This window comes from Erwinia sp. JUb26 (assembly GCF_003751505.1).
Lineage (GTDB): Bacteria > Pseudomonadota > Gammaproteobacteria > Enterobacterales > Enterobacteriaceae > Erwinia.
The window spans coordinates 325,085-345,045 of the sequence record NZ_RJVB01000002.1 but is presented as its reverse complement, the minus strand read 5'-3'; the positions used below and the strand labels follow the sequence as shown (position 1 = coordinate 345,045).

General features: G+C 59.4%; 19 protein-coding genes. 13 read left to right on the top strand and 6 right to left on the bottom strand.

The genetic code is table 11. The features are described 5' to 3' along the window. Positions 1 to 7 precede the first annotated feature (7 nt). The 3 genes from EC836_RS06685 to EC836_RS06675 form a co-directional block, all read right to left on the bottom strand. Positions 8 to 682 (bottom strand): molecular chaperone, encoded by a 675-nt coding sequence (locus EC836_RS06685; protein WP_370347166.1) that lies wholly within the window; start codon positions 680 to 682, stop codon positions 8 to 10. 76 nt (positions 683 to 758) lie between these two features. Then, complete coding sequence (locus EC836_RS06680) at positions 759 to 1,295, bottom strand: spore coat U domain-containing protein (RefSeq protein WP_123331368.1); 537 nt, start codon at positions 1,293 to 1,295, stop codon at positions 759 to 761. A gap of 17 nt (positions 1,296 to 1,312) precedes the next feature. Beyond that, positions 1,313 to 1,879, bottom strand: a complete 567-nt coding sequence (locus EC836_RS06675) for a spore coat protein U domain-containing protein (RefSeq protein WP_123331366.1) — start codon at positions 1,877 to 1,879, stop codon at positions 1,313 to 1,315. A 510-nt stretch (positions 1,880 to 2,389) separates the two neighbouring features. Between EC836_RS06675 and EC836_RS06670 the strand changes: the two genes are divergently transcribed. Further along, positions 2,390 to 4,513: a bifunctional diguanylate cyclase/phosphodiesterase gene (locus tag EC836_RS06670; protein ID WP_123331364.1), complete on the top strand. Its 2,124-nt coding sequence runs from the start codon at positions 2,390 to 2,392 to the stop codon at positions 4,511 to 4,513. 65 nt (positions 4,514 to 4,578) lie between these two features. Then, complete coding sequence (locus tag EC836_RS06665) at positions 4,579 to 5,985, top strand: PLP-dependent aminotransferase family protein (RefSeq protein ID WP_123331362.1); 1,407 nt, start codon at positions 4,579 to 4,581, stop codon at positions 5,983 to 5,985. 45 nt (positions 5,986 to 6,030) lie between these two features. Here the strand turns inward: EC836_RS06665 and EC836_RS06660 are convergent, their stop codons facing one another. After that, positions 6,031 to 6,513 carry a YlaC family protein gene (locus EC836_RS06660; RefSeq protein WP_123331360.1) on the bottom strand — a complete coding sequence of 161 codons (483 nt, stop codon included), beginning with the start codon at positions 6,511 to 6,513 and terminating at the stop codon, positions 6,031 to 6,033. A gap of 195 nt (positions 6,514 to 6,708) precedes the next feature. Here EC836_RS06660 and EC836_RS06655 point away from each other — a divergent pair, with 195 nt between their 5' ends. Next, positions 6,709 to 7,701, top strand: coding sequence for a lysozyme inhibitor LprI family protein (locus tag EC836_RS06655; RefSeq protein ID WP_123331358.1), 993 nt, complete (start codon positions 6,709 to 6,711; stop codon positions 7,699 to 7,701). A gap of 11 nt (positions 7,702 to 7,712) precedes the next feature. Here EC836_RS06655 and EC836_RS06650 read toward each other — a convergent pair whose 3' ends face one another. Both EC836_RS06650 and EC836_RS06645 read right to left on the bottom strand, forming a co-directional pair. Beyond that, positions 7,713 to 8,156 carry a hypothetical protein gene (locus EC836_RS06650; RefSeq protein WP_233599151.1) on the bottom strand — a complete coding sequence of 148 codons (444 nt, stop codon included), beginning with the start codon at positions 8,154 to 8,156 and terminating at the stop codon, positions 7,713 to 7,715. Next, positions 8,077 to 9,063 (bottom strand): transcriptional regulator, encoded by a 987-nt coding sequence (locus tag EC836_RS06645; RefSeq protein WP_123331354.1) that lies wholly within the window; start codon positions 9,061 to 9,063, stop codon positions 8,077 to 8,079. The genes EC836_RS06650 and EC836_RS06645 overlap by 80 nt, the downstream gene beginning before the upstream one ends. A gap of 260 nt (positions 9,064 to 9,323) precedes the next feature. Here EC836_RS06645 and EC836_RS06640 point away from each other — a divergent pair, with 260 nt between their 5' ends. The 10 genes from EC836_RS06640 to mdcE all read left to right on the top strand — a co-directional run bounded on the left by EC836_RS06640 (position 9,324) and on the right by mdcE (position 19,895). Then, positions 9,324 to 10,760 (top strand): circularly permuted type 2 ATP-grasp protein, encoded by a 1,437-nt coding sequence (locus EC836_RS06640; protein WP_123331352.1) that lies wholly within the window; start codon positions 9,324 to 9,326, stop codon positions 10,758 to 10,760. Continuing rightward, positions 10,754 to 11,683 carry an alpha-E domain-containing protein gene (locus EC836_RS06635; RefSeq protein WP_123331350.1) on the top strand — a complete coding sequence of 310 codons (930 nt, stop codon included), beginning with the start codon at positions 10,754 to 10,756 and terminating at the stop codon, positions 11,681 to 11,683. Before EC836_RS06640 ends, EC836_RS06635 begins: the two co-directional genes overlap by 7 nt. Then, on the top strand, positions 11,683 to 12,483 hold the full coding sequence (locus EC836_RS06630; protein WP_123331348.1) for a transglutaminase family protein: 801 nt from the start codon (positions 11,683 to 11,685) through the stop codon (positions 12,481 to 12,483). The genes EC836_RS06635 and EC836_RS06630 overlap by 1 nt, the downstream gene beginning before the upstream one ends. A gap of 18 nt (positions 12,484 to 12,501) precedes the next feature. Then, a complete protein-coding gene (locus EC836_RS06625; RefSeq protein WP_123331346.1) occupies positions 12,502 to 13,212 on the top strand; it encodes a proteasome-type protease in 711 nt (236 codons plus the stop codon). Positions 13,213 to 13,348: 136 nt separating this feature from the next. Continuing rightward, positions 13,349 to 15,076, top strand: coding sequence for a lysophospholipid acyltransferase family protein (locus tag EC836_RS06620; protein WP_123331344.1), 1,728 nt, complete (start codon positions 13,349 to 13,351; stop codon positions 15,074 to 15,076). Between the two features lie 260 nt (positions 15,077 to 15,336). Continuing rightward, positions 15,337 to 16,989, top strand: a complete 1,653-nt coding sequence (mdcA, locus tag EC836_RS06615) for a malonate decarboxylase subunit alpha (protein ID WP_123331342.1) — start codon at positions 15,337 to 15,339, stop codon at positions 16,987 to 16,989. Beyond that, positions 16,989 to 17,843 (top strand): triphosphoribosyl-dephospho-CoA synthase, encoded by an 855-nt coding sequence (locus EC836_RS06610; RefSeq protein WP_199735043.1) that lies wholly within the window; start codon positions 16,989 to 16,991, stop codon positions 17,841 to 17,843. Before mdcA ends, EC836_RS06610 begins: the two co-directional genes overlap by 1 nt. 126 nt (positions 17,844 to 17,969) lie before the next feature. Beyond that, the gene (mdcC, locus tag EC836_RS06605) at positions 17,970 to 18,269 is read left to right on the top strand and encodes a malonate decarboxylase acyl carrier protein (protein WP_123331339.1); all 300 of its coding nucleotides are present in this window, start codon (positions 17,970 to 17,972) and stop codon (positions 18,267 to 18,269) included. Next, positions 18,262 to 19,098, top strand: coding sequence for a biotin-independent malonate decarboxylase subunit beta (locus EC836_RS06600; protein WP_123331337.1), 837 nt, complete (start codon positions 18,262 to 18,264; stop codon positions 19,096 to 19,098). The genes mdcC and EC836_RS06600 overlap by 8 nt, the downstream gene beginning before the upstream one ends. Then, a complete protein-coding gene (gene mdcE, locus EC836_RS06595) occupies positions 19,095 to 19,895 on the top strand; it encodes a biotin-independent malonate decarboxylase subunit gamma (RefSeq protein ID WP_123331335.1) in 801 nt (266 codons plus the stop codon). Before EC836_RS06600 ends, mdcE begins: the two co-directional genes overlap by 4 nt. The last annotated feature ends 66 nt before the right edge of the window (positions 19,896 to 19,961 follow it).

Sequence of the window (19,961 nt, the reverse complement as noted above, 5' to 3'; positions counted from 1 at the left end):
TCATCAGTTAGCGGGAACTGCGGCCGCGCCAGACGGTTTTATCGCTCAGTTGCGCACTCAGTTCCGCATTCGCCGCTGCCGGAAAACTGAGAGGGAAAGTATTAGTCGAATTCGGCAAAACGTAGCCAAGCAGGCTGTCGGAAACGCTGCGTCCGCCGAGCGATACATGGCTCAGGCGAGCGTGCCCGCTACCGCTGTTGGTAATTTCGAGTGCCTGGTGGCCATCTTTGTTGACCAGCCTCCATGCCAGCTGCGGCTTACTGCTGGCGACGCTGGCACCGTTACCGTAAACGAACAGAGGCACGGTATAGCGCATCTGGAAATTCAGCCCTGCCTGATTTTGCGATGTATTTTGCGCCTGCGGCGACGGGATCTCGTCTATCAGAATACGGAACGCCGTTTCTTCACCGGCAGGGACCGGCGTTTGTTTCACCAGGCGAATCAGCTGTTTTTTTCCTGGCTCAATCCGCACCATCGGCGGGCTGGCCAGCACCTGCTGCTGGGTTTGATACTGGTCCTGGCCGTCCTTCTGCTGCCAGAGAAAAACGCGAATCTGCATCAGCGTGGTGCTATCCCCGCGGTTTTCCATCCACAGCTCGGTGGCTTTCTCATCGCTCGCAATTTTCGGGTCGATCGGCCAAAGCAGCACCGAGTTTGCCGCCCAACTGTTCAATGTTGTCATAGACGCTAAAAGCAGAAAGCCGAATCCGGTGATGAGCGAGCGTTTCATAATAAGCGGTTCCTTTCTTCGAAATAAATCACCAGTTTAACGTTACCGTTAACGTATCGGTGTAGGTGCCGGCCCGGTTAACTCTGGGGATCTGCGCCAGGCCATAAATCGGCAACGTAATATTGTTAGCATTGCTATAAGTGACGTTCAGAGCTGTATCTAGCGGAATCGCCGTGGTATGCGCGGCATTGGTATACAGGGCGTAAGACACCAGATTGGTATTATTCGCAATCTTCATATTGCGGGTGCTGTTGGCGTAGTTGAGTCCGCCATTAATGCTCATCGTCAGCGTGGTGCCCGGCGTGCAGGCCAGGGTGATGGTGGTATTGTTGGCGAAGACGGCGCTCGCCGTTGTCGCAGTAGAGTTGATGCCGGGTAGCGTACCGAAATTTAGCGTACCTATTGCGCCTGGGTTAGTACCGGAAACCACGCAGCCATTGACGATACTGGCTTTTACCTCAACGGCGACGGGGTTCGGCATGGACCACCCGCTGCTGCTGAATAGCAGCAGCGGAGTAAGTAAGTGCCAGTAGCACGTCAGTGAAGGGATGCGATCCGGCACCATACTTTATTTTCCAGTTATCAGTAGTTTACGGCTACGCTGATCGTGTCGACATAAACCCCGACGGGGACGAGGGCGCTGTTATTGCCGGCGATTTTACCGAAGATAGTGTAGTTATCGCCGTAGGTCTGGTCGGCAGCTCCCAGCGGAGTGATGGTGGTATTATTGAGAATCGGCGTGGTGGACGCCGCAGAAGGGTAAAGGCCATAAACCACGCCGCGCGTTGCATCGGTGGCGCGGATCAGGTAGCGCGCACCGGTGGTCGGAGCGGTGCCGAACACCGTGGTAGGCGCGGTGTTTAGGCTGCCCGTAATTTGCAGATTGTAGTCTTCACCAGCGGTACAGCGGACGAAAATACCCGCCCCTTGCGACCCGCTTACCGCGGCCTGCAAGGCACCGAAGGTGGCGACCTGGCTACCGAAGTTAAGTGAACCGAAGTTGGCGTTGGTGGTGGCCGGTTGTCCGTTGACCAGACAGCCAGCGGTTAATGTCAGTGTTGCCCCAATGGTCCCGGTGGTTGCAGCAATCCCCGAGGTGGCCACACCCATAGTCAGACCACAGCCCAGCAGAAAAAGCTTTATTTTCATAACCATTCCTTAATGATTAAAGAGAGTAAAGAACTTTTTCGCCTGATGAAATACCACGTCAGCAACGCTAAACGCAGCAAGGATAATGGAAAAATAGCCAAGCTATGACTGAAGCGTACCTCGGTCATATTATGTTACCTGTCTTAACAGGTTAAATTATTTGAATTAACTATAGGCAGCGCTTTCCCCGCTGTGAAGCCTCCGCAAGAAAAAAAAATAAATTTTGGCGATGAAGGTCCTTGATGAAAGATCCCTCTGAGGCGCGGCTGGATGGAAACTTTTCAAGAATTATCTTAGACCGAGCTAGGTGAAATTTTGAGGTGATGCTATTTTCACTCTGAAGGAGAGGAAGATTAATAAACTTTATAAATTATAGGGATATTCGAATAGTGAAATCAGCCTCTTTAATTATTTTCATCCCGTAGCGGCGGCTGGATCCCAATCGATTCGGGTCAGCTTAGTTGAGACGGGGAGATTCAGGCCCTGACATACAGCTCCCGAGATCGTCACATGTTAATGAGTTCCTACAACCAGCTGCTGGTTATTATCTCGTTTATCGTTGCCTTCCTGGCTTCCTACACCGCACTGGATATGGCCGGGCGGGTCGCCACCGCCAGCGGTAAAGTGGCCCGGCTCTGGCTGTTCGGCGGTGGCTTCGCCATGGGCATTGGCATCTGGTCAATGCATTTTATTGGCATGTTGGCGATGAGCCTGCCGATGGTGATGAGCTATGACGCCACGCTGACCGTGGTGTCGATGGTGATCGCCGTGGCGGCCTCCATCTTCGCACTGTGGACGGTGTGCTACGGCGAACTGCCCTGGTACCGGCTCAGTGTGGGGGCGGTGATTATGGGTAGCGGGGTGGTGGCGATGCACTACACCGGTATGGCGGCGCTGATGGTGCAGCCGGGCATTGTCTGGCACTGGGGCTGGGTTGCGCTGTCGGTGCTGATTGCGCTGGCAGCCTCCGGGGCCGCGCTGTGGCTGGCCTTCCATCTACGGCAGGGAACCGGCCGCCTGACGCTGATGCGCGGCGGCGCGTCGCTGATTATGGGCATTGCCATTGCCGGCATGCACTACACCGGCATGGCGGCGGCCAGCTTCCCGATGGACAGCCATGCCACGCATATGGGGGTCAACAGCAACTGGCTGGCGGTGCTGGTGGTGGTGGTCACGCTGTCGATCCTCGGCATTACCCTGCTGATTTCCATGCTGGATGCCCGTCTGCAGGCGCGAACCTCGCTGCTGGCAACCTCACTGGCGGAAGCCAACCGCGAGCTGGCTCAGCTGGCACTGCACGATAACCTCACGCGTTTACCCAACCGTATTCTGCTGGAAGACCGGCTCGATCAGGCGATCAATAAAGCCACGCGAGAAAACTCGAAGTTTGCCCTGATGTTTATGGATCTGGACGGGTTCAAGGGCGTTAACGATGCCTTCGGCCACCATATTGGCGACAGCCTGCTGATAGCCGTTACCGAGCGGATGAAGTCGCTGCTGCTGGGGCATCACACCCTGGCGCGTCTGGGGGGCGACGAGTTTGTGCTGCTGATGGAGATTGAAGACCCGAACGATGCGGCGGTGGTCGCCGGTGCGTTGGTGAAGAGCATTGAGCAGCCGTTCGATATTTCCCGCTATGAACTGCAGGTCTCACTCAGCATCGGCGTGGCCGTCTTCCCGGGTGACGGAGTGGATGAGCGGGAACTGATGTTTAACGCCGATGCGGCGATGTACTACACCAAGAACAAAGGCCGTAACGGCTTCAGCTTCTTCCAGCCCTCAATGAACATCATCGCGCAGAACCAGCGCCAGCTGATTAACGATCTGTGGATGGCACAGGACAACGGCGAGCTTCGCCTGTTCTATCAGCCAAAATTCCGCGCGCCGGACGGTCCCGTGGTGGGCTTCGAGGCGCTGCTGCGCTGGCAGCATCCACAGCGCGGGCTGCTGACGCCGGATGTCTTCCTGCCGCTGGCGGAAAAAACCGGACTGATAATCAGCATCGGCAACTGGGTGATCGATGAAGCCTGCCGCCAGCTTCGCGTCTGGCATCTTCAGGGTAACAGCCAGTGGTCGGTGGCGGTCAACCTCTCGGCGCTTCAGTTTGAGCAAACCGGGCTGGTTGAAACCGTCATCAAAGCGCTTTCGACGCACCAGATCCCGGCTGAGCAACTGACGCTGGAGGTGACGGAAACCACCGCGATGCGCGATCCGGATGAAAGCATTCGTATCCTTACTCAACTGACCGATTTGGGCGTGAAGGCATCGATTGATGATTTCGGTACCGGCTACTCCAGCCTGCTGTACCTCAAGCGGCTTCCGGCCAGCGAGCTGAAAATCGACCGCGCCTTTGTGAAAGAGCTGCAGGAGCAGACCGAAGACGCCACCATCGTTTCCGCCATCGTGGCGCTGGCGCAAACCCTGAACCTGAAGGTGGTGGCGGAAGGGGTGGAAACGCCGGAGCAGCAGCAGTTCCTCACCAGCCTCGGCTGCAATACCCTGCAGGGCTACCTGCTGGGGCGGCCTCTGGCGGCCGATAAGGTCCCGGAACTGGCAGACTTTTTCAAGGCTGATAAGTCAGAAGAGGTTGCCGAAAACACGCCGGTGCAGACAAAGGCCGCCGATGCCGGGTGATTGTACTGTGCGCAGCGGCTGACCTATAATAGTTCACTTTTTGATGACAATGGCCTGTAACAGTCGTGGCGAAATATGAACAGCTGGTGGCTCAAATCCGCCAGCAGATTGAAACGGAAATCTGGCTACCGGGTGAAAAACTGCCCTCGCTGAGGGAGCAGGTCAGCCTCAGCGGCGTCAGCCTGATGACGGTGATGCACGCCTATCAGGTGCTGGAAAGCCAGGGCTGGATTATCTCGCGCCCGCAGTCGGGCTATTACGTTGCGCCACGCGCCGAATTTCTCAGCCAGCCGGTCAGCCATCAAAAGCTGCAGCTGGCCGAGTCGGTGGATATCAATGCGTTTATCTTTGATGTTCTGCAGGCCTGTCGCGATCCGCACATCGTTCCCTTTGGATCCGCCTTCCCCGACCCGGAGCTGTTCCCTCAGCGCCAGCTAATGCGGGCACTGACCACCGTTTCCCACAGCATGAAGCCGGTCGATGCCCTGCACAATCTGCCGCCGGGCAATGAAGCGCTGCGTAAAACTCTGGCCCAGCGCTATGCCCTGCAGGGGGTACAGGTCTCGCCGGATGAAATTGTCATCACCAACGGGGCGATGGAAGCGCTCAACCTCAGCCTGCAGGCGGTGACCGAGCCGGGCGATTGGGTGGCGATTGAGAATCCGTCGTTTTACGGTGCGCTGCAGGCGATTGAGCGACTGAAGCTGAAGGCGGTAGCGATCGCTACCGATCCACAAACCGGCATCGATCTCGATGAGCTCAGCCGGGCGCTGGAAAGCTGGCCGATTAAAGCGATGTGGATGATGAGCAATCAGCAGAACCCGGTCGGCTGCACGCTGAGCCGGGAAAAGAAGCAGCAGCTCGTGGCGCTGCTGGCGCAGCATAACGTCACGCTGATTGAAGATGATGTTTACAGCGAACTCTATTTTGGCAGTGAAAAACCGCTGCCGGCCAAAGCCTTCGATCGTGACAATAACGTCCTGCACTGCTCGTCATTTTCCAAAAACCTGGTGGCGGGTTTCCGCGTCGGCTGGGTGGCGGGCGGTAAACACGCCCAGCGCATCCAGCGCATTCAGTTGATGAGCACGCTCTCGACCAGCGCACCCATGCAGCAGGCGCTGGCGACCTATCTCGGTACCCGCAGCTATGACCGCCATCTGCGTCGGCTGCGGCAGGTGCTGGAGCAGCGCAAAAATCTGGCGCTGCAGTCGCTGAAGCGGCATCTTCCTGTCGGGGCGAAAATCAACGAATCACGCGGTGGCTACTTCCTGTGGATTGAGCTGCCGAAACAGGTCAACACCACGGAATTATACTATCGCGCGCTGGAGCAGAAGATCAGCATCGCGCCCGGAAAAATGTTCTCTTCCAGCGAGCAGTATGCCAACTATTTTCGCTTTAATACCGCATGGTGGGATGAAACACAGGAAGCGGCGGTGGCGACGCTGGGGTCGCTGATTAGGGAACTGCTGTAGCGGCGATCGGCCCTGCAAGGGTGAACCGATCGCCCGCGGCAGGCATCAGATCGTGGCGGCGCTTTTCTGGCCCCAGGCCAGATGGAACACGTCGTAAAAGTCGACTTCGCCCTTCAGCGACAGCAGCTTGTTGATGCCCTGCTTAACGTTATCCGGCACCTTTTCGCTGCCGAGAATATCGTTCACCGCTTCCGGCGACAGGGTGCGGATATAGTACCATTCGCCGTTGTAGCACACGCGCAGGTCGAGGGTATCAATATCTTCGAAGCGATATTTTGGATTAACATCCATCAGCATCAGCCCGCTCATCAGCAGGACGAACAGCGTTGCACCCCAAAACGCAGGCCAGCCGAGAAAATCGGTGGTAAAGATCAGCGCAACGGTCAGCACGTAGCAGCCATACATAGAAGCCCAAAGGCCCGGATGGGTTTTCAGGAACTTAAAGCTGAAACGCGGCTTGTTATCGCGCTGCTCCTCGCGATTGAGCGTATCGATTTCGCGCAGCAGTATCTGTTTAACTTCTTCCATTTTTTACCTCTGTTTAAAGAGTCCGGGCAGAGTGAAAGTAAATCACAGTTTTAGCTGTAACAGCAGACACAGTTTAGGGCTATTAGGCTATAACAGTTGTACGCAGAAGGGCGTTTGTCGCGGCATTTTGCGACGCAGTGTAAAATTTTACCGATCTCCCGTCAGGGCCGATTACAGAATAAATGGACAGGCAACATGGTTAACCGCTCCCGCTTTTTACTGATTTTCCTGCTGATGATGCTGGGGATGTCCTCCGCCCGGGCGCTCGACTGTGGGCGCGCCGCGACGGTGGTAGAGAACACCATCTGCGACAGTAAAGAGCTGATGTGGCTTGACCGTCTTTTCACCGACTCCTTCCGCGACGTGGTGGTCGAAAATCCGCAGCGGATACAAAGCATCGCCGATCGCTGGACCCGCTCGCGCGATGCCTGCGTCAGCAATGCCTGCCTGCGGCGCGCCTACCTGAACGGCATCGGCCAGCTGTACGGCGTTCCGGCTTCGTTCGACTGGCAGGGCGTCTGGTGGAATACCACCGCCACCCACGGCAACGGCGGAAAAATTGTGATCCACAGCGCCGCAGACTGGGGGTTTAAAATGGATGCCACGGTGTGGGGCGGCGTCTACAGCTCGGTTCTAAGCGGCAGCGTCAATGATTATTACGGCGTTGCCTACACCAGTGAAATCGCCTGGGGCGGCCACTGCGCGATTATTCTGGTGCCGCGCGCCGACGGCAAGCTGGAGGTGAGCAGCGATAACAACGGCAGCTGCGATATGCTGCTGCCGGGCGAGATGGACATCGACGGCGTTTACGAAAAAGCCGCCAGCGATCCGCGCCCACCCGCCACGCTGCTGACCCTGGGGATCCTGCCGGATAAGGCGCTTGACGATCGTTTTCGTGAGCTGGTCGGCGACGATTATCAGCACTATCTGGACACCGCGACGAGCTTTGTTTACGGCACGGATGAGGACAGCTTAGGGGCAACGGTGTTAACGCTGTGGGTGAAGGGCATGGCCAACCGCCAGTCGGCGATGATCATGTATACCCCGGAGGGGAAAATATGGGCGCTGCGCGTGGAGCCGGGTAAAAACGACAACGGTATTCAACTGCACTATGCCACCACCGAAGAAGACAAAAACAGCATGCCGAAAACGATGGCTAACTGGCGCGCCAGGTTCACAGAACGCTAAGCCCCGGGCGATCAATGGTAGTTAAAAATCTGGCCGGACGGCGTGATGAGCAGCTGCTCGTCCCCAAATTCCAGCGTTTCGAAACGCACATCGTTATTCTGCGCGTAGCCAAGGATGTTTTTAATCATTCGCGTTGAACCGCTGTCGTTATAGTAAATTTGATGCGAGTTAAACGATACGGTGTTGCCGCTGACGCTCTTCTGCTCCAGGCTGACCTTGGCAATAAAGCGATTATCATTCGGGCTGGTCAGCGTCATGATCGCCGTCTTCTCCTGAACAGCAAAACGGGTGTCATAAATCTCCCGCTGGTGAGCCAGCAGGTCGTAATAGCCCAGCTGCAGATTTGAGCCGGTAAAATCGCGGCTGAACAGCAGCTTATTGCCGAACGGCGGCAGCTTGAGCAGCGTTGCCGTCAGCACCAGCAGCAGCGTTATCGCCAGCAGAGTTATTGACACAGTTCGCCATTTCATTGATTTTTCTCTCGCCTTCCCGGTAAATCAGCGCACTCAGCTGTGCGCCGTCCGTCCGCCAGTTGATAATATTCATCGCCAGCTGCCTGCGGTTGCACTGGTTAGTGAAGGTCATTGTGTAGCTGAGCGCCGCACCGGAGGTCAGAAAGAACACCTCCATCTTGACCTGTCGATTTTCCAGATACTGGTTCAGCGCAAACAGCACCGGCCCCAGCTGTTTGTTCAAATCGTCGGCTGCGGATGAACCGACCCAGCCACGGCGCACCTCCACCAGGCGAATGTTACTGTAGGCCACCGAATTTTTTTCCTGCAGCCGCGTTGGTGAGGCGGTGAAATAATGGTGGGCGATAACCGCTAACAGGGCGGCCAGCAGCACGATCTGGCCCGGCACCAGCCAGCGCCAGAAGCGGGCTTCCCGGACGGGGGGCGGGGGGGATAATGGGATCGCCGGCTGCGCGGGCGCCTCAACGAGCGCAGGGGCATCGTCACCCGCACCCGGCTCGATCGCCACCGCTTCACGGACAGTATCCTCTGCAGCCTGCACCTGCGGCAACACGTCGGCGAGGGGCACCGACTGGCAGAATTCCGCTTCGAGAATATAGCCCTTCTTCGGCACGGTTTTAATAATACGCTGCTGCTTGCCGTCATCCTCCAGCGCTAGGCGCAGCGCGTGAATGGCGTTAGGCAGGCTGTTGTTGCCAATGATCCGTCGTTCCCACACCAGATTGGTCAGCTCTTCACGCGTCAGCGTTTCACCGGCGTGCTCGGCCAGAACCTGCAACAGTTTAAGCTGATACTCACCAAGACGACGCTGTTCACCGGTGATCTGATGGATCAGCGAACCGGAGGCGTGGTCAATCAGCCAGTGATGAATGATAAGAGACGGAGTCATAGGTATCGTCAGGCAGAGGTTGTCACCTGTTATTATGCGTGGTGGCAGCCAGTTCGCGCAACATACCCTCCTTTTTTGTGATCGTGCACCGTTCCGGTGCGAAAGAAAGTGCATGCTTCATTTTCAGGCATTTTGCTAACAAATCGTCGATTTGCCGCTTACGTTGCCGTCATGCGCTTCGCGGGGTGCTCCCTGCGCCGGGATACTGGCACGCTTTGTGCAGCTTTGATCGTGGGTTCACAGACAGCGGTAGGGAAATCATGAATCAAAGCTATGAATTAGCGTCGCACTTTTATGATGAAATGTTGCTGAGCGATGGACACTATCGTCAACACTATCGGGAATACTGGCAGTGGCTACAGCAGGCTGACCAGCAGGCGATTGCGCGCAAGCGTGAAGAAGCGGAACTGCTCTTTCACCGCGTGGGGATCACCTTTAACGTCTATGGCGAAGACGGCGGTGCGGAGCGGCTTATCCCGTTCGACAGCGTACCGCGCATTATACCCGCTGCGGAATGGGCGATGCTCGACAAAGGCATCCGCCAGCGCGTCCAGGCGTTGAATGCCTTCCTGCACGACATCTACCACGATCAGCACATCCTGAAATCCGGCATTATCCCTCCTGAACAGGTGCTGGTTAACGAGCAGTATCAACCCTGCATGCAGGGGATCAATCTGCACCGCAATATCTATGCGCACATCACCGGGGTGGATATGGTGCGCAACGGCGACGGCGAATACTACGTGCTGGAGGATAACCTGCGTACCCCTTCCGGGGTGTCCTACATGCTGGAAAACCGCAAAATGATGATGCGGCTCTATCCGGAACTGTTTGCCGATCAGCGTATTGCGCCGGTGGAGCGCTATCCGTCGCTGCTGCTGCAAACCCTGCGCGAAAGCTCACCGGTCAACGATCCGGTAGTGGTGGTGCTGACGCCGGGGCGTTTCAACAGCGCCTACTTCGAGCACAGCTTCCTCGCGCAGCAGATGGGCGTGGAGCTGGTGGAAAGCGCCGACCTGTTTGTGAAAGACGGCGCGGTGCTGATGCGCACCACCGCCGGGCCGTGCAAGGTGGATGTGATCTACCGCCGCGTCGACGATGCCTTCCTCGATCCCTTAGCCTTTAACCCGGATTCGATGCTCGGCGTTCCCGGCCTGCTGTCGGTGTATCGCAGCGGCAACGTGGTGCTGGCCAACGCCATCGGCACCGGCGTCGCCGATGACAAATCCATCTATCCCTACGTGCCGGATATGGTGCGCTTCTACCTGGACGAGGATCCGATCCTCAACAACGTACCGACGTGGCAGTGCCGCCGTCCGGAGGATCTCTCCTGGGTGCTGGCGAACCTGGAAAAGCTGGTGGTGAAAGAAGTTCACGGTGCCGGTGGCTACGGCATGCTGATCGGCCCTGTGGCCAGCCGCCAGCAGCTGGAGGATTTCCGTGCGCTGCTGAAGGCGCGGCCGCAGAACTACATTGCCCAGAACACGCTGGCGCTGTCCACCTGCCCAACCTTTGTCGAACAGGGGCTGGCGCCGCGCCATATCGATCTGCGTCCGTTTGCCCTCAGCGGCGCGGAGATCCGCCTGGTGCCCGGCGGCCTGACCCGCGTGGCGCTGACCGAAGGCTCGCTGGTGGTCAACTCCTCGCAGGGCGGCGGCACCAAGGATACCTGGATTCTGGAGGATGACGCATGCTGAGTCGCACGGCTACTGGCCTCTACTGGATGGCGCGCTATCTGGAGCGCGCGGAAAACATTGCCCGGATTCTCGACGTCACCAACCGCCTGTCGCTGATGCCGGTGCGCGGCAGCCACAACAACGAACTGCGCGTGCCGCTGAACCTCACCAACACCAGTGAACTGTACTGGTCGGTCAGCGACGCGCTGGCGATGCCGCAGCTGTTCAGCTTTTTTGCCCTCGACGATCGCAACCCGGCCAGCATTTATAACTGCTGGCAGGCGGCGTGGAATAACGCCCACGCGGTGCGCGGCAGCCTGTCCTCGGAAGTGTGGGAAAGCATTAACTCCAGCTGGATTGAACTGCGCAAGATCCGGCGTCGCGGCGTCGGCAGCGGCGGGGCGGATGCGTTCTTTGACTGGGTAAAAGAGCGCTGTCACCTGTTTCGCGGTGCGATGTTCGGCACGCTGATGCGCGGCGACGCGATGAACTTTATCCGCCTCGGCACGCTGCTGGAGCGCGCCGACTGCACCGCACGCCTGCTGGACGCGTATCAGTACCTCTCGGATGCCGATGACGACACGGTGCGGGAATACTACCGGCTGGATACGCTGCTGCGCTCGGTTTCGGCCCGCGAAGCCTATCACAGCATCTACAAACAGCAGCTGGCGGCGGAGGGCGTGAACGAAATGCTGATCCTGCGCGAGGAAAGTCCGCGATCGCTGCGATCCTGCGTGGAAGAGATCGCCGGGCTGCTCGAACAGATCGGCAGCAGCGGCGAGGATCGTCCGCGCTATCTGATCAGCGTGCTGCACGCGCAGCTGCGCTTCAGCAGCCGGGAATCGGTACTCGATCGCGGGCTGCACGCCTGGCTCAGCGCGTTTCTGGGCGAACTGGCCACCCTGTCCGACAGCATTCATCACACCTATCTGGAGGCGAAATAATGCAGCTGACCATCGAACATAAAACCTGTTTCAACTATCAGGACCCGGTGACGCAGAGCACCCAGTACCTCCGCCTGACGCCGCAGGATTCCATCCATCAGCGCATCATCTCCTGGGAGCTACGGCTGCCGGGCGATGCGGTTTGCACCACCGATGCCTGGGGCAACGTGCTGCACGTGCTGACGCTGGATACGCCGCATCAGGCGATTGCAATCGAGGCCCGTGGCGTGGTGGAAATCATCGACGGTGGCGCGTTTGCCGCCGACCAGGTTAACGCACTGTCGCCGCTGGTATTTTTGCGTTTAAGCACGCTGACTCAGCCGGATGAGGCGATCCGCGACTTCGCCCGCCGCTACTACCGTCCGGAAGCCCCGCTGCAAAGCCTGGAACGCCTGATGGGCGAACTGCTATTGAAAATGCCGTACCAGCCGGGCAGCACCCGCGTGACCGACTGCGCGTCGAAGGTTTTTGCCGCCGGCAGCGGCGTTTGCCAGGATCACAGCCACGTATTTCTTGCCTGCTGTCGCAGTTTGCAGATTCCCGCACGTTACGTCAGCGGCTATCTGTATACTGAGAATGTGGAGCACGTGGCGACCCATGCCTGGGTGGAAGCGTGGATCGACGGCAGCTGGCACAGCTTTGATATCACCAATAACACCCGCAGCACCCGCCAGCACCTGAAGCTGGCCGTCGGCGTGGACTATCTGGATGCCTGCCCGGTGCGCGGTATGCGCCTCGGCGGCGGCAGTGAGGAGATGCATGCGGTCGCCGCGGTGCAGCAGGTGAATTTGCAGCAGTAATCTTTAATCGGGAAAACTATGACCTATTGTGTGGCAATGCGCTTATCGTCAGGGATGATTTTCGTGTCCGACTCCCGTACCAATGCGGGCGTGGACCATATTTCTTCTTTCCGTAAGCTCCATGTATTCCAACAGGATGATGAGCGGACGCTGGTGCTGCAAAGCGCCGGCAACCTTGCCACCACGCAGAGTGCCCTGAGCCTGCTGCGACGGGGCTGTGAAGACGGTAAAAAACCGAACCTGATGAGCTGTAGCAATATGTACGACGTGGCGCTGCTGGTGGGGGAAACGCTGAGGACGGTGATCAAGCGCGACGGCGAAGAGTTTGGCGGCACGCTGCTGCTCGGCGGACAGATCAAAGGTGAAGAACCGCGGCTGTTCCAGATCTACCCGCAGGGCAACTTTATTGAGGCCAGCACCGATACGCCGTATTTCCAGATTGGCGAAAGCAAATACGGCAAGCCGATTATTGACCGCGTGCTGCGCTACGATACGCCGCTGGATCAGGCGATGCAGTGCGCGTTAATCTCCATGGACTCCACTCTGGCGAGCAATATTTCGGTCGGGCTGCCGCTGGACGTAATGACCTACCCGGCGGATAGCTTCAGCTGTGCCCAGCAGCACCATATTACCGAAAAGCATCCCTACTTCTCGCAGATCCGCCAGCTGTGGAGCAGCGGGCTGTTAAGCGTTTTCTCCCAACTGCCGTCGCTGCAGCTGGAAGAGTAATTTCCTCTCCGATTTGAACCCCTTGCAGCGCGGCTAAACAGGCCGCGTTGCGCTGTCTTCTTTTCGTCATTTTTTTGCCATGTTGGCGTCATTCCCGGTGGTTAGTGTGCGGATAAAACACCCGGGAGATAAGCCTGTGTTTACTATTGAAACCGTACTTGAAGACCTCTGTCCGCAGCGTGAAACCCCTTCCTGGCAGAAAAGCGTCCTGCGCCGCCTGCTGCATGAAAAAGAATTCCAGCGATTCAACCAGCGCTATAAACACCTGAAAGGGCTGGATATGGTCGAACAGGTGCTGGAATACCTCGACGTCAGCTGCGAACTGAGCGAGCGTGACCTGGAACAGATCCCCAGCCAGGGTCCGGTAGTGATCGTTGCCAACCATCCGCTCGGCACGCTGGACGGTCTGGCGCTGCTGCACGCGGTGTCGCAGGTGCGGCGCGATGTGAAAATCGTCACCAATCGCCTGCTGAACTGCCTGGAATCGCTGAGCAGCCTGATGGTGCCGGTGGACAATATGGGCAATCGCACCAGCCGCCAGCAGGTGGGCCTGATGCAGGACCAGCTGGAAAGCCAGGGCGTGCTGATCTTCTTCCCGGCGGGCGAGGTGTCGCGCTTTGGCAGCAAGGGCGTTAAGGACGGCAAATGGAGTCACGGCTTCCTGCGGCTGGCGGCGCGCTACCGTGCGCCGATCGTGCCGATCCACGTCAGCGGCCGCAACAGCGCGTTGTTCTACCTGACCTCCAAAATCTACCAGCCGCTGTCGATGCTGCTGCTGGTGAAAGAGATGTTCGGCAATCGCGGCGAGCGGCTGAAGCTGAAAATCGGCGCGCGCATCCCTTACGCCAGCTGGCACGACGGTCGCACCCCGGCGAAAGAACTGGCCGCCCGGTTCCGCCGCCACCTGTACCGCGTGGCGCAGGGTAAATCGGCGCTGTTCCAGACTGAAGCGGCCATCGCCCGCAGCGAAGACCGTGCGGTGCTGAAGCGCGCGCTGGCGGGCTGTGAAGTGCTGGGCAAACTGCCCGATGGCAAAACCATTTACCTCTATCGCCGCAACGGCGAGGACTACGTGCCGATCCTGCGCGAACTGGGGCGGCTGCGTGAAATTGCCTTCCGCGCGGTGGGGGAGGGCAGCGGCACCCGCCGCGACCTCGACGACTACGACGACGACTACTATCACCTGATCCTCTGGGATGAAGACGCGCTGGATATTGTCGGGGCCTACCGCTTTATCCCGACCGCCGAGCAGTTCGAACGCAGGGGACTGGAGGGCATCTACAGCCACAGCCTGTTCCACTACGATCATCAGATGAACCCGGTGCTGATGCAGGGCATCGAACTCGGCCGCAGCTTTATCCAGCCGGCCTACTGGGGCAAACGCGGCCTCGACTATTTATGGATGGGCATCGGTGCCTATCTGGCGAAGTATCCGCAGTACCGCTACCTGTTTGGCCCGGTTTCCATCTCCGGCGGGCTGCCGCTGGCGGCGCGCGATCTGCTGGTGGCCTTCTATCGCCTCTACTTTGCGCCATTACTGCCGCTGGCCACCTCGCGCCGCCCGTATCCGGCATCGCTGCCGGACGTGCTGGCCCAGTTCACCGGCGATAACTACAGCGAAGATCTCAAGCGCCTGAAACGCCTGCTGGCGAATCTCGGCACCGGCATTCCGCCGCTGTACAAACAGTACTCCGAGCTCTGCGAAAGCGGCGGCGTGCAGTTTATCGACTTCGGCAGCGACCCCGACTTTAACCACTGCATTGACGGTCTGGTGCTGGTTGACCTCACCCGGCTGAAAGAGACCCGCTTCCAGCGCTATATCGCCATTCACCAGCAGCCGGAGCAGGAAACTACAGCCGACTGACGCCGCCCCCCTCCTGCCACAAACGTTTCTGTTAAGAAAACAGCGCACGTTTGTGGCATTTTTGATTCAGCCTGCTGGATATAAAACGAATACATTCCGTGCCTTAGCCTTAATCCCCTGAACAACGGGCGGATTATTCTAATCGTTACTCTCAGAGTAACGATCTGGCACGAAGCGTAATTGATGCTCCGCCCTTTCAGGTCCAGACTGGCTGCCATACTGAAAGCATCTTCAGAGGATGCACTTACAGGAGGTTAACCATGTTATCTACCCCGTCACCCCAGATCTGGGATACGCGTCGGCGCGAGAAACAGCGTCGTATCGCCAGCCTCGGTCTCTCCCATAAAGTCCTGCCCACCGACGATATTGTCGCCATGCTAGAAAAACTGATCTCCCCCGGCGACCGGGTGGTGATGGAGGGCAATAACCAGAAGCAGGCCGATTTTCTTTCCCGATCGCTGGCGCAGGTCAACCCACAAACGCTGCACGACCTGCACATGATTATGCCCAGCGTCGGCCGCAGCGAGCACCTTGATATCTTTGAAAAGGGCATTGCCCGCAAGCTGGATTTCTCTTTCTCCGGTACCCAAAGCCTGCGCATTTCGCAGCTGCTGGAGGATGGCCTGCTGGAAATCGGTGCCATTCATACCTACATCGAGCTTTACGCCCGTCTGTTTATCGACCTCTCTCCGAATGTGGCGCTGGTCGCCGGCTTTAAAGCCGACCGCAAAGGCAACCTCTATACCGGCGCCAGCACCGAAGATACCCCGGCGCTGGTTGAAGCCGCCGCGTTCCATAACGGCATCGTGATTGCCCAGGTGAATGAACTGGTGGATGACGAATGCGATCTGCCGCGCGTGGATATCCCCGGCTCGTGGATTGATTTCGTGGTGGTGGCCGATAAGCCTTTCTTTATTGAACCGCTGTTTACCCGCGACCCGCGCCTGATTAAGCAGGAACACGTGCTGATGGCGATGCTGGCGATCAAAGGCATCTACGCCGAACACCAGGTGCAGTCGCTGAACCACGGCATTGGTTTTAACACCGCCGCCATCGAGCTGCTGCTGCCGACCTACGGTGAAAAGCTTGGCCTGAAAGGCAAAATCTGCCGCCACTGGGCGCTGAACCCGCATCCGACATTAATCCCGGCCATTGAAAGCGGCTGGGTGAACAGCGTGCACTGCTTCGGCGGCGAGCTGGGCATGGAAAATTATATTGCCGCCCGCCCGGACGTGTTCTTTACCGGCAATGACGGTTCAATGCGCTCCAACCGCGCCTTCTGCCAGATGGCCGGGCAGTACGCGGTGGATATGTTTATCGGCTCGACCCTGCAGATTGATGGCCAGGCGAACTCCTCCACCGTGACTCGCGGTCGCCTGTCCGGCTTCGGCGGCGCACCGAACATGGGCCACGATCCGCACGGCCGCCGTCACGCCACGCCGGCCTGGCTGGCGATGATCAATGAACCCGACCCGCTGGCGCGCGGCCGCAAGCTGGTGGTGCAGATGGTGGAAACCTTCCAGGCGGGCGCTAAACCGACCTTCGTGGAAAAACTGGAAGCAATCGACGTGGCGAAAACCGCCGGGATGCCGCTGGCTCCGGTGATGATCTACGGCGATGACGTCACCCACGTGCTGACCGAAGAGGGGATTGCCTACCTCTACCGCGCGAGTTCGCTGGAAGAGCGCCGCGCGATGGTGGCGGCGGTTGCCGGTATCACCGACGTTGGTCTGGGCGTGGATGCGAAACGCGTGGCCCAGCTGCGCCGTGAAGGCAAAGTGGTCTTCCCGGAAGATCTCGGCATTCGCCGTACCGATGCCAGCCGTTCGCTGCTGGCGGCGGGCAGCGTGGCGGATCTGGTTGAATGGTCCGGCGGGCTGTATCAGCCACCGGCCAAGTTCAGGAGCTGGTAATGAGCCCGCAGCGGCAGCTCGCCGCTATCGTAGCAGAGCGCCACGCGCGACATCTGGCCGTGGTGGCAACCCACTGCCTGCTGGAAGAGGCGAACCTGACGCCGAAGCCGGGCCTGGTGGATCGCCGGGGAAGCGGAGCGCACAAGGACCTCACTTTGGATCTCCTTGAGCGCTCGGCCCACAGCCTGGCCCCGACCTTCTACGCGCTGGCCCTGCAGTGCTGGCAGCGCCCGGCGGACATTGCCCTGCGTCAGCTGATCGGTCGGCTTGGCCGCGAAGGCGAAGCGCAGATGATGCAGACCACCTCGGGCGTTAACACCCATCGCGGGGCGATCTGGGCGCTGGGGCTGCTGATCGCCGCCAGCGCGATGCGTGGCGGAGAAGGCAGCGTGCAGCAGGTGGTTAACGGCGCGGCTGCGCTGGCGATGCTGCCCGATGATACGGCGCCAAAGCTGTTCAGCAACGGTCAGCGCGCCAGCTCACGCTACCGGTTGCCGGGCGCGCGTGAAGAGGCCCAGCAGGGCTTCCCGCACGTAGTGAATCTGGCGCTGCCGCAGCTGCGACGCAGCCGCCAGCAGGGGGCCAGCGAAAACGAAGCCCGGCTGGATACGCTGATGGTGATGATGACCTCACTCAGCGATACCTGCGTGCTGTCGCGGGCGGGTATGGCCGGGCTTGAGGCGATGCAGCAGGGCGCACGGGCGGTGCTGGCAGCGGGCGGCGTCAGTCAGCCTGCGGGGCAGCGTGCGCTGGCGCGGCTGGATGCGGAGATGCTGGCACTGAACGCCTCGCCGGGCGGCGCGGCAGACCTGCTCTCCGCCGCGCTGTTTCTTGACCGTATCTGCCCGGCCTGATGCGCGACGTGATGCCTTCCCGCTACCGGTGTGGCGAAGCACATCCGTCAGCGCGAATACCTGACATTCCGAACGGCGGTCCGCAACGGGCCGTCCGACACAAGGATTTTATTTAAAGAGGACCTTATGCAACAGATAAGCCTTAATTTTCCAGCCTCACGACGCCTGAGCGGCAGAGCGCTGGCGGGCGTTGTGGGCTCCGGCGACATGGAAGTGCTGTTTGTCGCCGACGGCAGTGACACCCTGAACGTTGATATCGTCACCTCGGTGGATAACAGCAACAAGCGCTGGACAGCGCTGTTCGAACGGCTGGCCACCTTCGGGGAACTGCCTGCCGGTCAGATGACCATCCACGACTTCGGTGCCACGCCCGGCGTGGCGAGGATCCGCATTGAGCAGGTATTTGAGGAGGTAGCCGATGCGTAACGATCTCAGCTTTATTGAACTGAATGCGCGCCAGCGCGCGCGGCTGCTGCTGGATGACGGGAGCTTCCGTGAACTGCTGGATCCCTTCGAAGGTATTATCTCGCCGTGGCTGGCGATGCAGGGCATCGTTCCGCAGGCCGACGACGGCATGGTGGTGGCGAAGGGCACCCTCGACGGGCAGCCTGCGGTGGTAATCGCCATTGAGGGGGCGTTCCAGGGTGGCAGCATGGGCGAAGTGTCGGGTGCCAAAATGGCGGCGGCGCTGGAGCTGGCGGCGGAAGACAACCGCAACGGCATTCCGACCCGCGCGGTGCTGTGCCTGGAAACCGGCGGCGTGCGGCTGCAGGAAGCGAACCTGGGCCTGGCGGCGATTGCCGATATCCACGCGGCCATCGTCGATCTGCGCCGCTATACCCCGGTGGTGGGCATTGTTGCCGGTACCGTCGGCTGCTTCGGCGGCATGTCGATTGCCGCCGGACTGTGCAGCTATCTGATCGTCACCCGCGAAGCGCGCCTGGGGCTGAACGGCCCGCAGGTCATCGAGCAGGAGGCGGGCATTGACGAATATGACTCCCGCGATCGTCCGTTTATCTGGAGCATGACCGGCGGCGAAACCCGTGCGGCCAGCGGGCTGGCGGATGCGCTGGTCGGCGACGGCCAGAAGGCGGTGAGGCAGGCGATGCTGGACGCGCTGGCGAAGGGCGTACCGGCGGTACACCGTTCCGAAAATTACGCACACTACCTGCCGCGGCTGACACAGTTTGATACCCGCCAGCAGGCGGACCCGCAGCAGATTACACGTCTTTTCAGCAGGGAGGATCGGTCATGAAACAGCAAACGGGACGCGGTGAAGTCTGGCTGCAGCAACTGACCAACGGCGCACGCCGCCTGTCCGGGCTGTGCCCGTCTGTGCAGGTCGCCGACGGCGAGGTTCACGGTGAAGCCGCACGCTTTATCGCGGTGGTGGCGGATGAAAATAATCACTATCCGCGTGCTGCAAGGGGCGAAGTCGGCCTGCTGGAGGGCTGGACGCTGGCGAAGGTGGTCAGTGAAACCGTAGCGGAAGACGCCGGTAAAGCCGATAAACGCATCATCGTGGCGGTGATCGACGTACCCAGCCAGGCCTACGGTCGCCGTGAGGAGGCCTTTGGCATTCATCAGTCGCTGGCCGCAGCGGCAGGGGCCTACGCCAGCGCACGTCTGGCGGGCCACGTGGTGATCGGGCTGATCGTTGGCAAGGCGATGTCGGGGGCATTTCTGGCCCACGGCTATCAGGCCAACCGGCTGATCGCCTTCAATGACGACGGCGTAATGATCCACGCGATGGGCAAGGCGGCGGCGGCGCGCATCACCCTGCGCAGCGTTGAAGCGCTGGAGAAACTGGCGAAAACCATCCCGCCTATGGCCTACGACATCGATCACTACCAGACGCTGGGCCTGCTGGAGTCGCTGCTGGATATCAGCCAGCCGGACGCGCCGGGCGAGAGCGATGTCGCGCAGGTGCGCCAGGCGCTGACCGCCGCCGTGGCCGCCGCCCGCCGCGATCCCGGACTGCAGTGCCGCCTGCAGGCGGAAAACCGCAGCAGCTCAAAACGGGTTCGTGAACGGATGCGTGCGGCCTGGTAATACTTCTGATTAAGACAAACCTGCCGGGTTATCTGCGGGGGCCAACGGACAACGTTCCCCCGCAGC

What these genes read in the sequence shown, in the direction of transcription:
- EC836_RS06685 (WP_370347166.1), bottom strand. Translation starts at nt 682, where the DNA reads ATGACAACATTGAACAGTTGGGCGGCAAACTCGGTGCTGCTTTGGCCG.
- EC836_RS06680 (WP_123331368.1), bottom strand. Translation starts at nt 1,295, where the DNA reads ATGGTGCCGGATCGCATCCCTTCACTGACGTGCTACTGGCACTTACTT.
- EC836_RS06675 (WP_123331366.1), bottom strand. Translation starts at nt 1,879, where the DNA reads ATGAAAATAAAGCTTTTTCTGCTGGGCTGTGGTCTGACTATGGGTGTG.
- EC836_RS06670 (WP_123331364.1), top strand. Translation starts at nt 2,390, where the DNA reads ATGTTAATGAGTTCCTACAACCAGCTGCTGGTTATTATCTCGTTTATC.
- EC836_RS06660 (WP_123331360.1), bottom strand. Translation starts at nt 6,513, where the DNA reads ATGGAAGAAGTTAAACAGATACTGCTGCGCGAAATCGATACGCTCAAT.
- EC836_RS06655 (WP_123331358.1), top strand. Translation starts at nt 6,709, where the DNA reads ATGGTTAACCGCTCCCGCTTTTTACTGATTTTCCTGCTGATGATGCTG.
- EC836_RS06645 (WP_123331354.1), bottom strand. Translation starts at nt 9,063, where the DNA reads ATGACTCCGTCTCTTATCATTCATCACTGGCTGATTGACCACGCCTCC.
- EC836_RS06640 (WP_123331352.1), top strand. Translation starts at nt 9,324, where the DNA reads ATGAATCAAAGCTATGAATTAGCGTCGCACTTTTATGATGAAATGTTG.
- EC836_RS06635 (WP_123331350.1), top strand. Translation starts at nt 10,754, where the DNA reads ATGCTGAGTCGCACGGCTACTGGCCTCTACTGGATGGCGCGCTATCTG.
- EC836_RS06630 (WP_123331348.1), top strand. Translation starts at nt 11,683, where the DNA reads ATGCAGCTGACCATCGAACATAAAACCTGTTTCAACTATCAGGACCCG.
- EC836_RS06625 (WP_123331346.1), top strand. Translation starts at nt 12,502, where the DNA reads ATGACCTATTGTGTGGCAATGCGCTTATCGTCAGGGATGATTTTCGTG.
- mdcA (WP_123331342.1), top strand. Translation starts at nt 15,337, where the DNA reads ATGTTATCTACCCCGTCACCCCAGATCTGGGATACGCGTCGGCGCGAG.
- EC836_RS06610 (WP_199735043.1), top strand. Translation starts at nt 16,989, where the DNA reads ATGAGCCCGCAGCGGCAGCTCGCCGCTATCGTAGCAGAGCGCCACGCG.
- mdcC (WP_123331339.1), top strand. Translation starts at nt 17,970, where the DNA reads ATGCAACAGATAAGCCTTAATTTTCCAGCCTCACGACGCCTGAGCGGC.
- EC836_RS06600 (WP_123331337.1), top strand. Translation starts at nt 18,262, where the DNA reads ATGCGTAACGATCTCAGCTTTATTGAACTGAATGCGCGCCAGCGCGCG.
- mdcE (WP_123331335.1), top strand. Translation starts at nt 19,095, where the DNA reads ATGAAACAGCAAACGGGACGCGGTGAAGTCTGGCTGCAGCAACTGACC.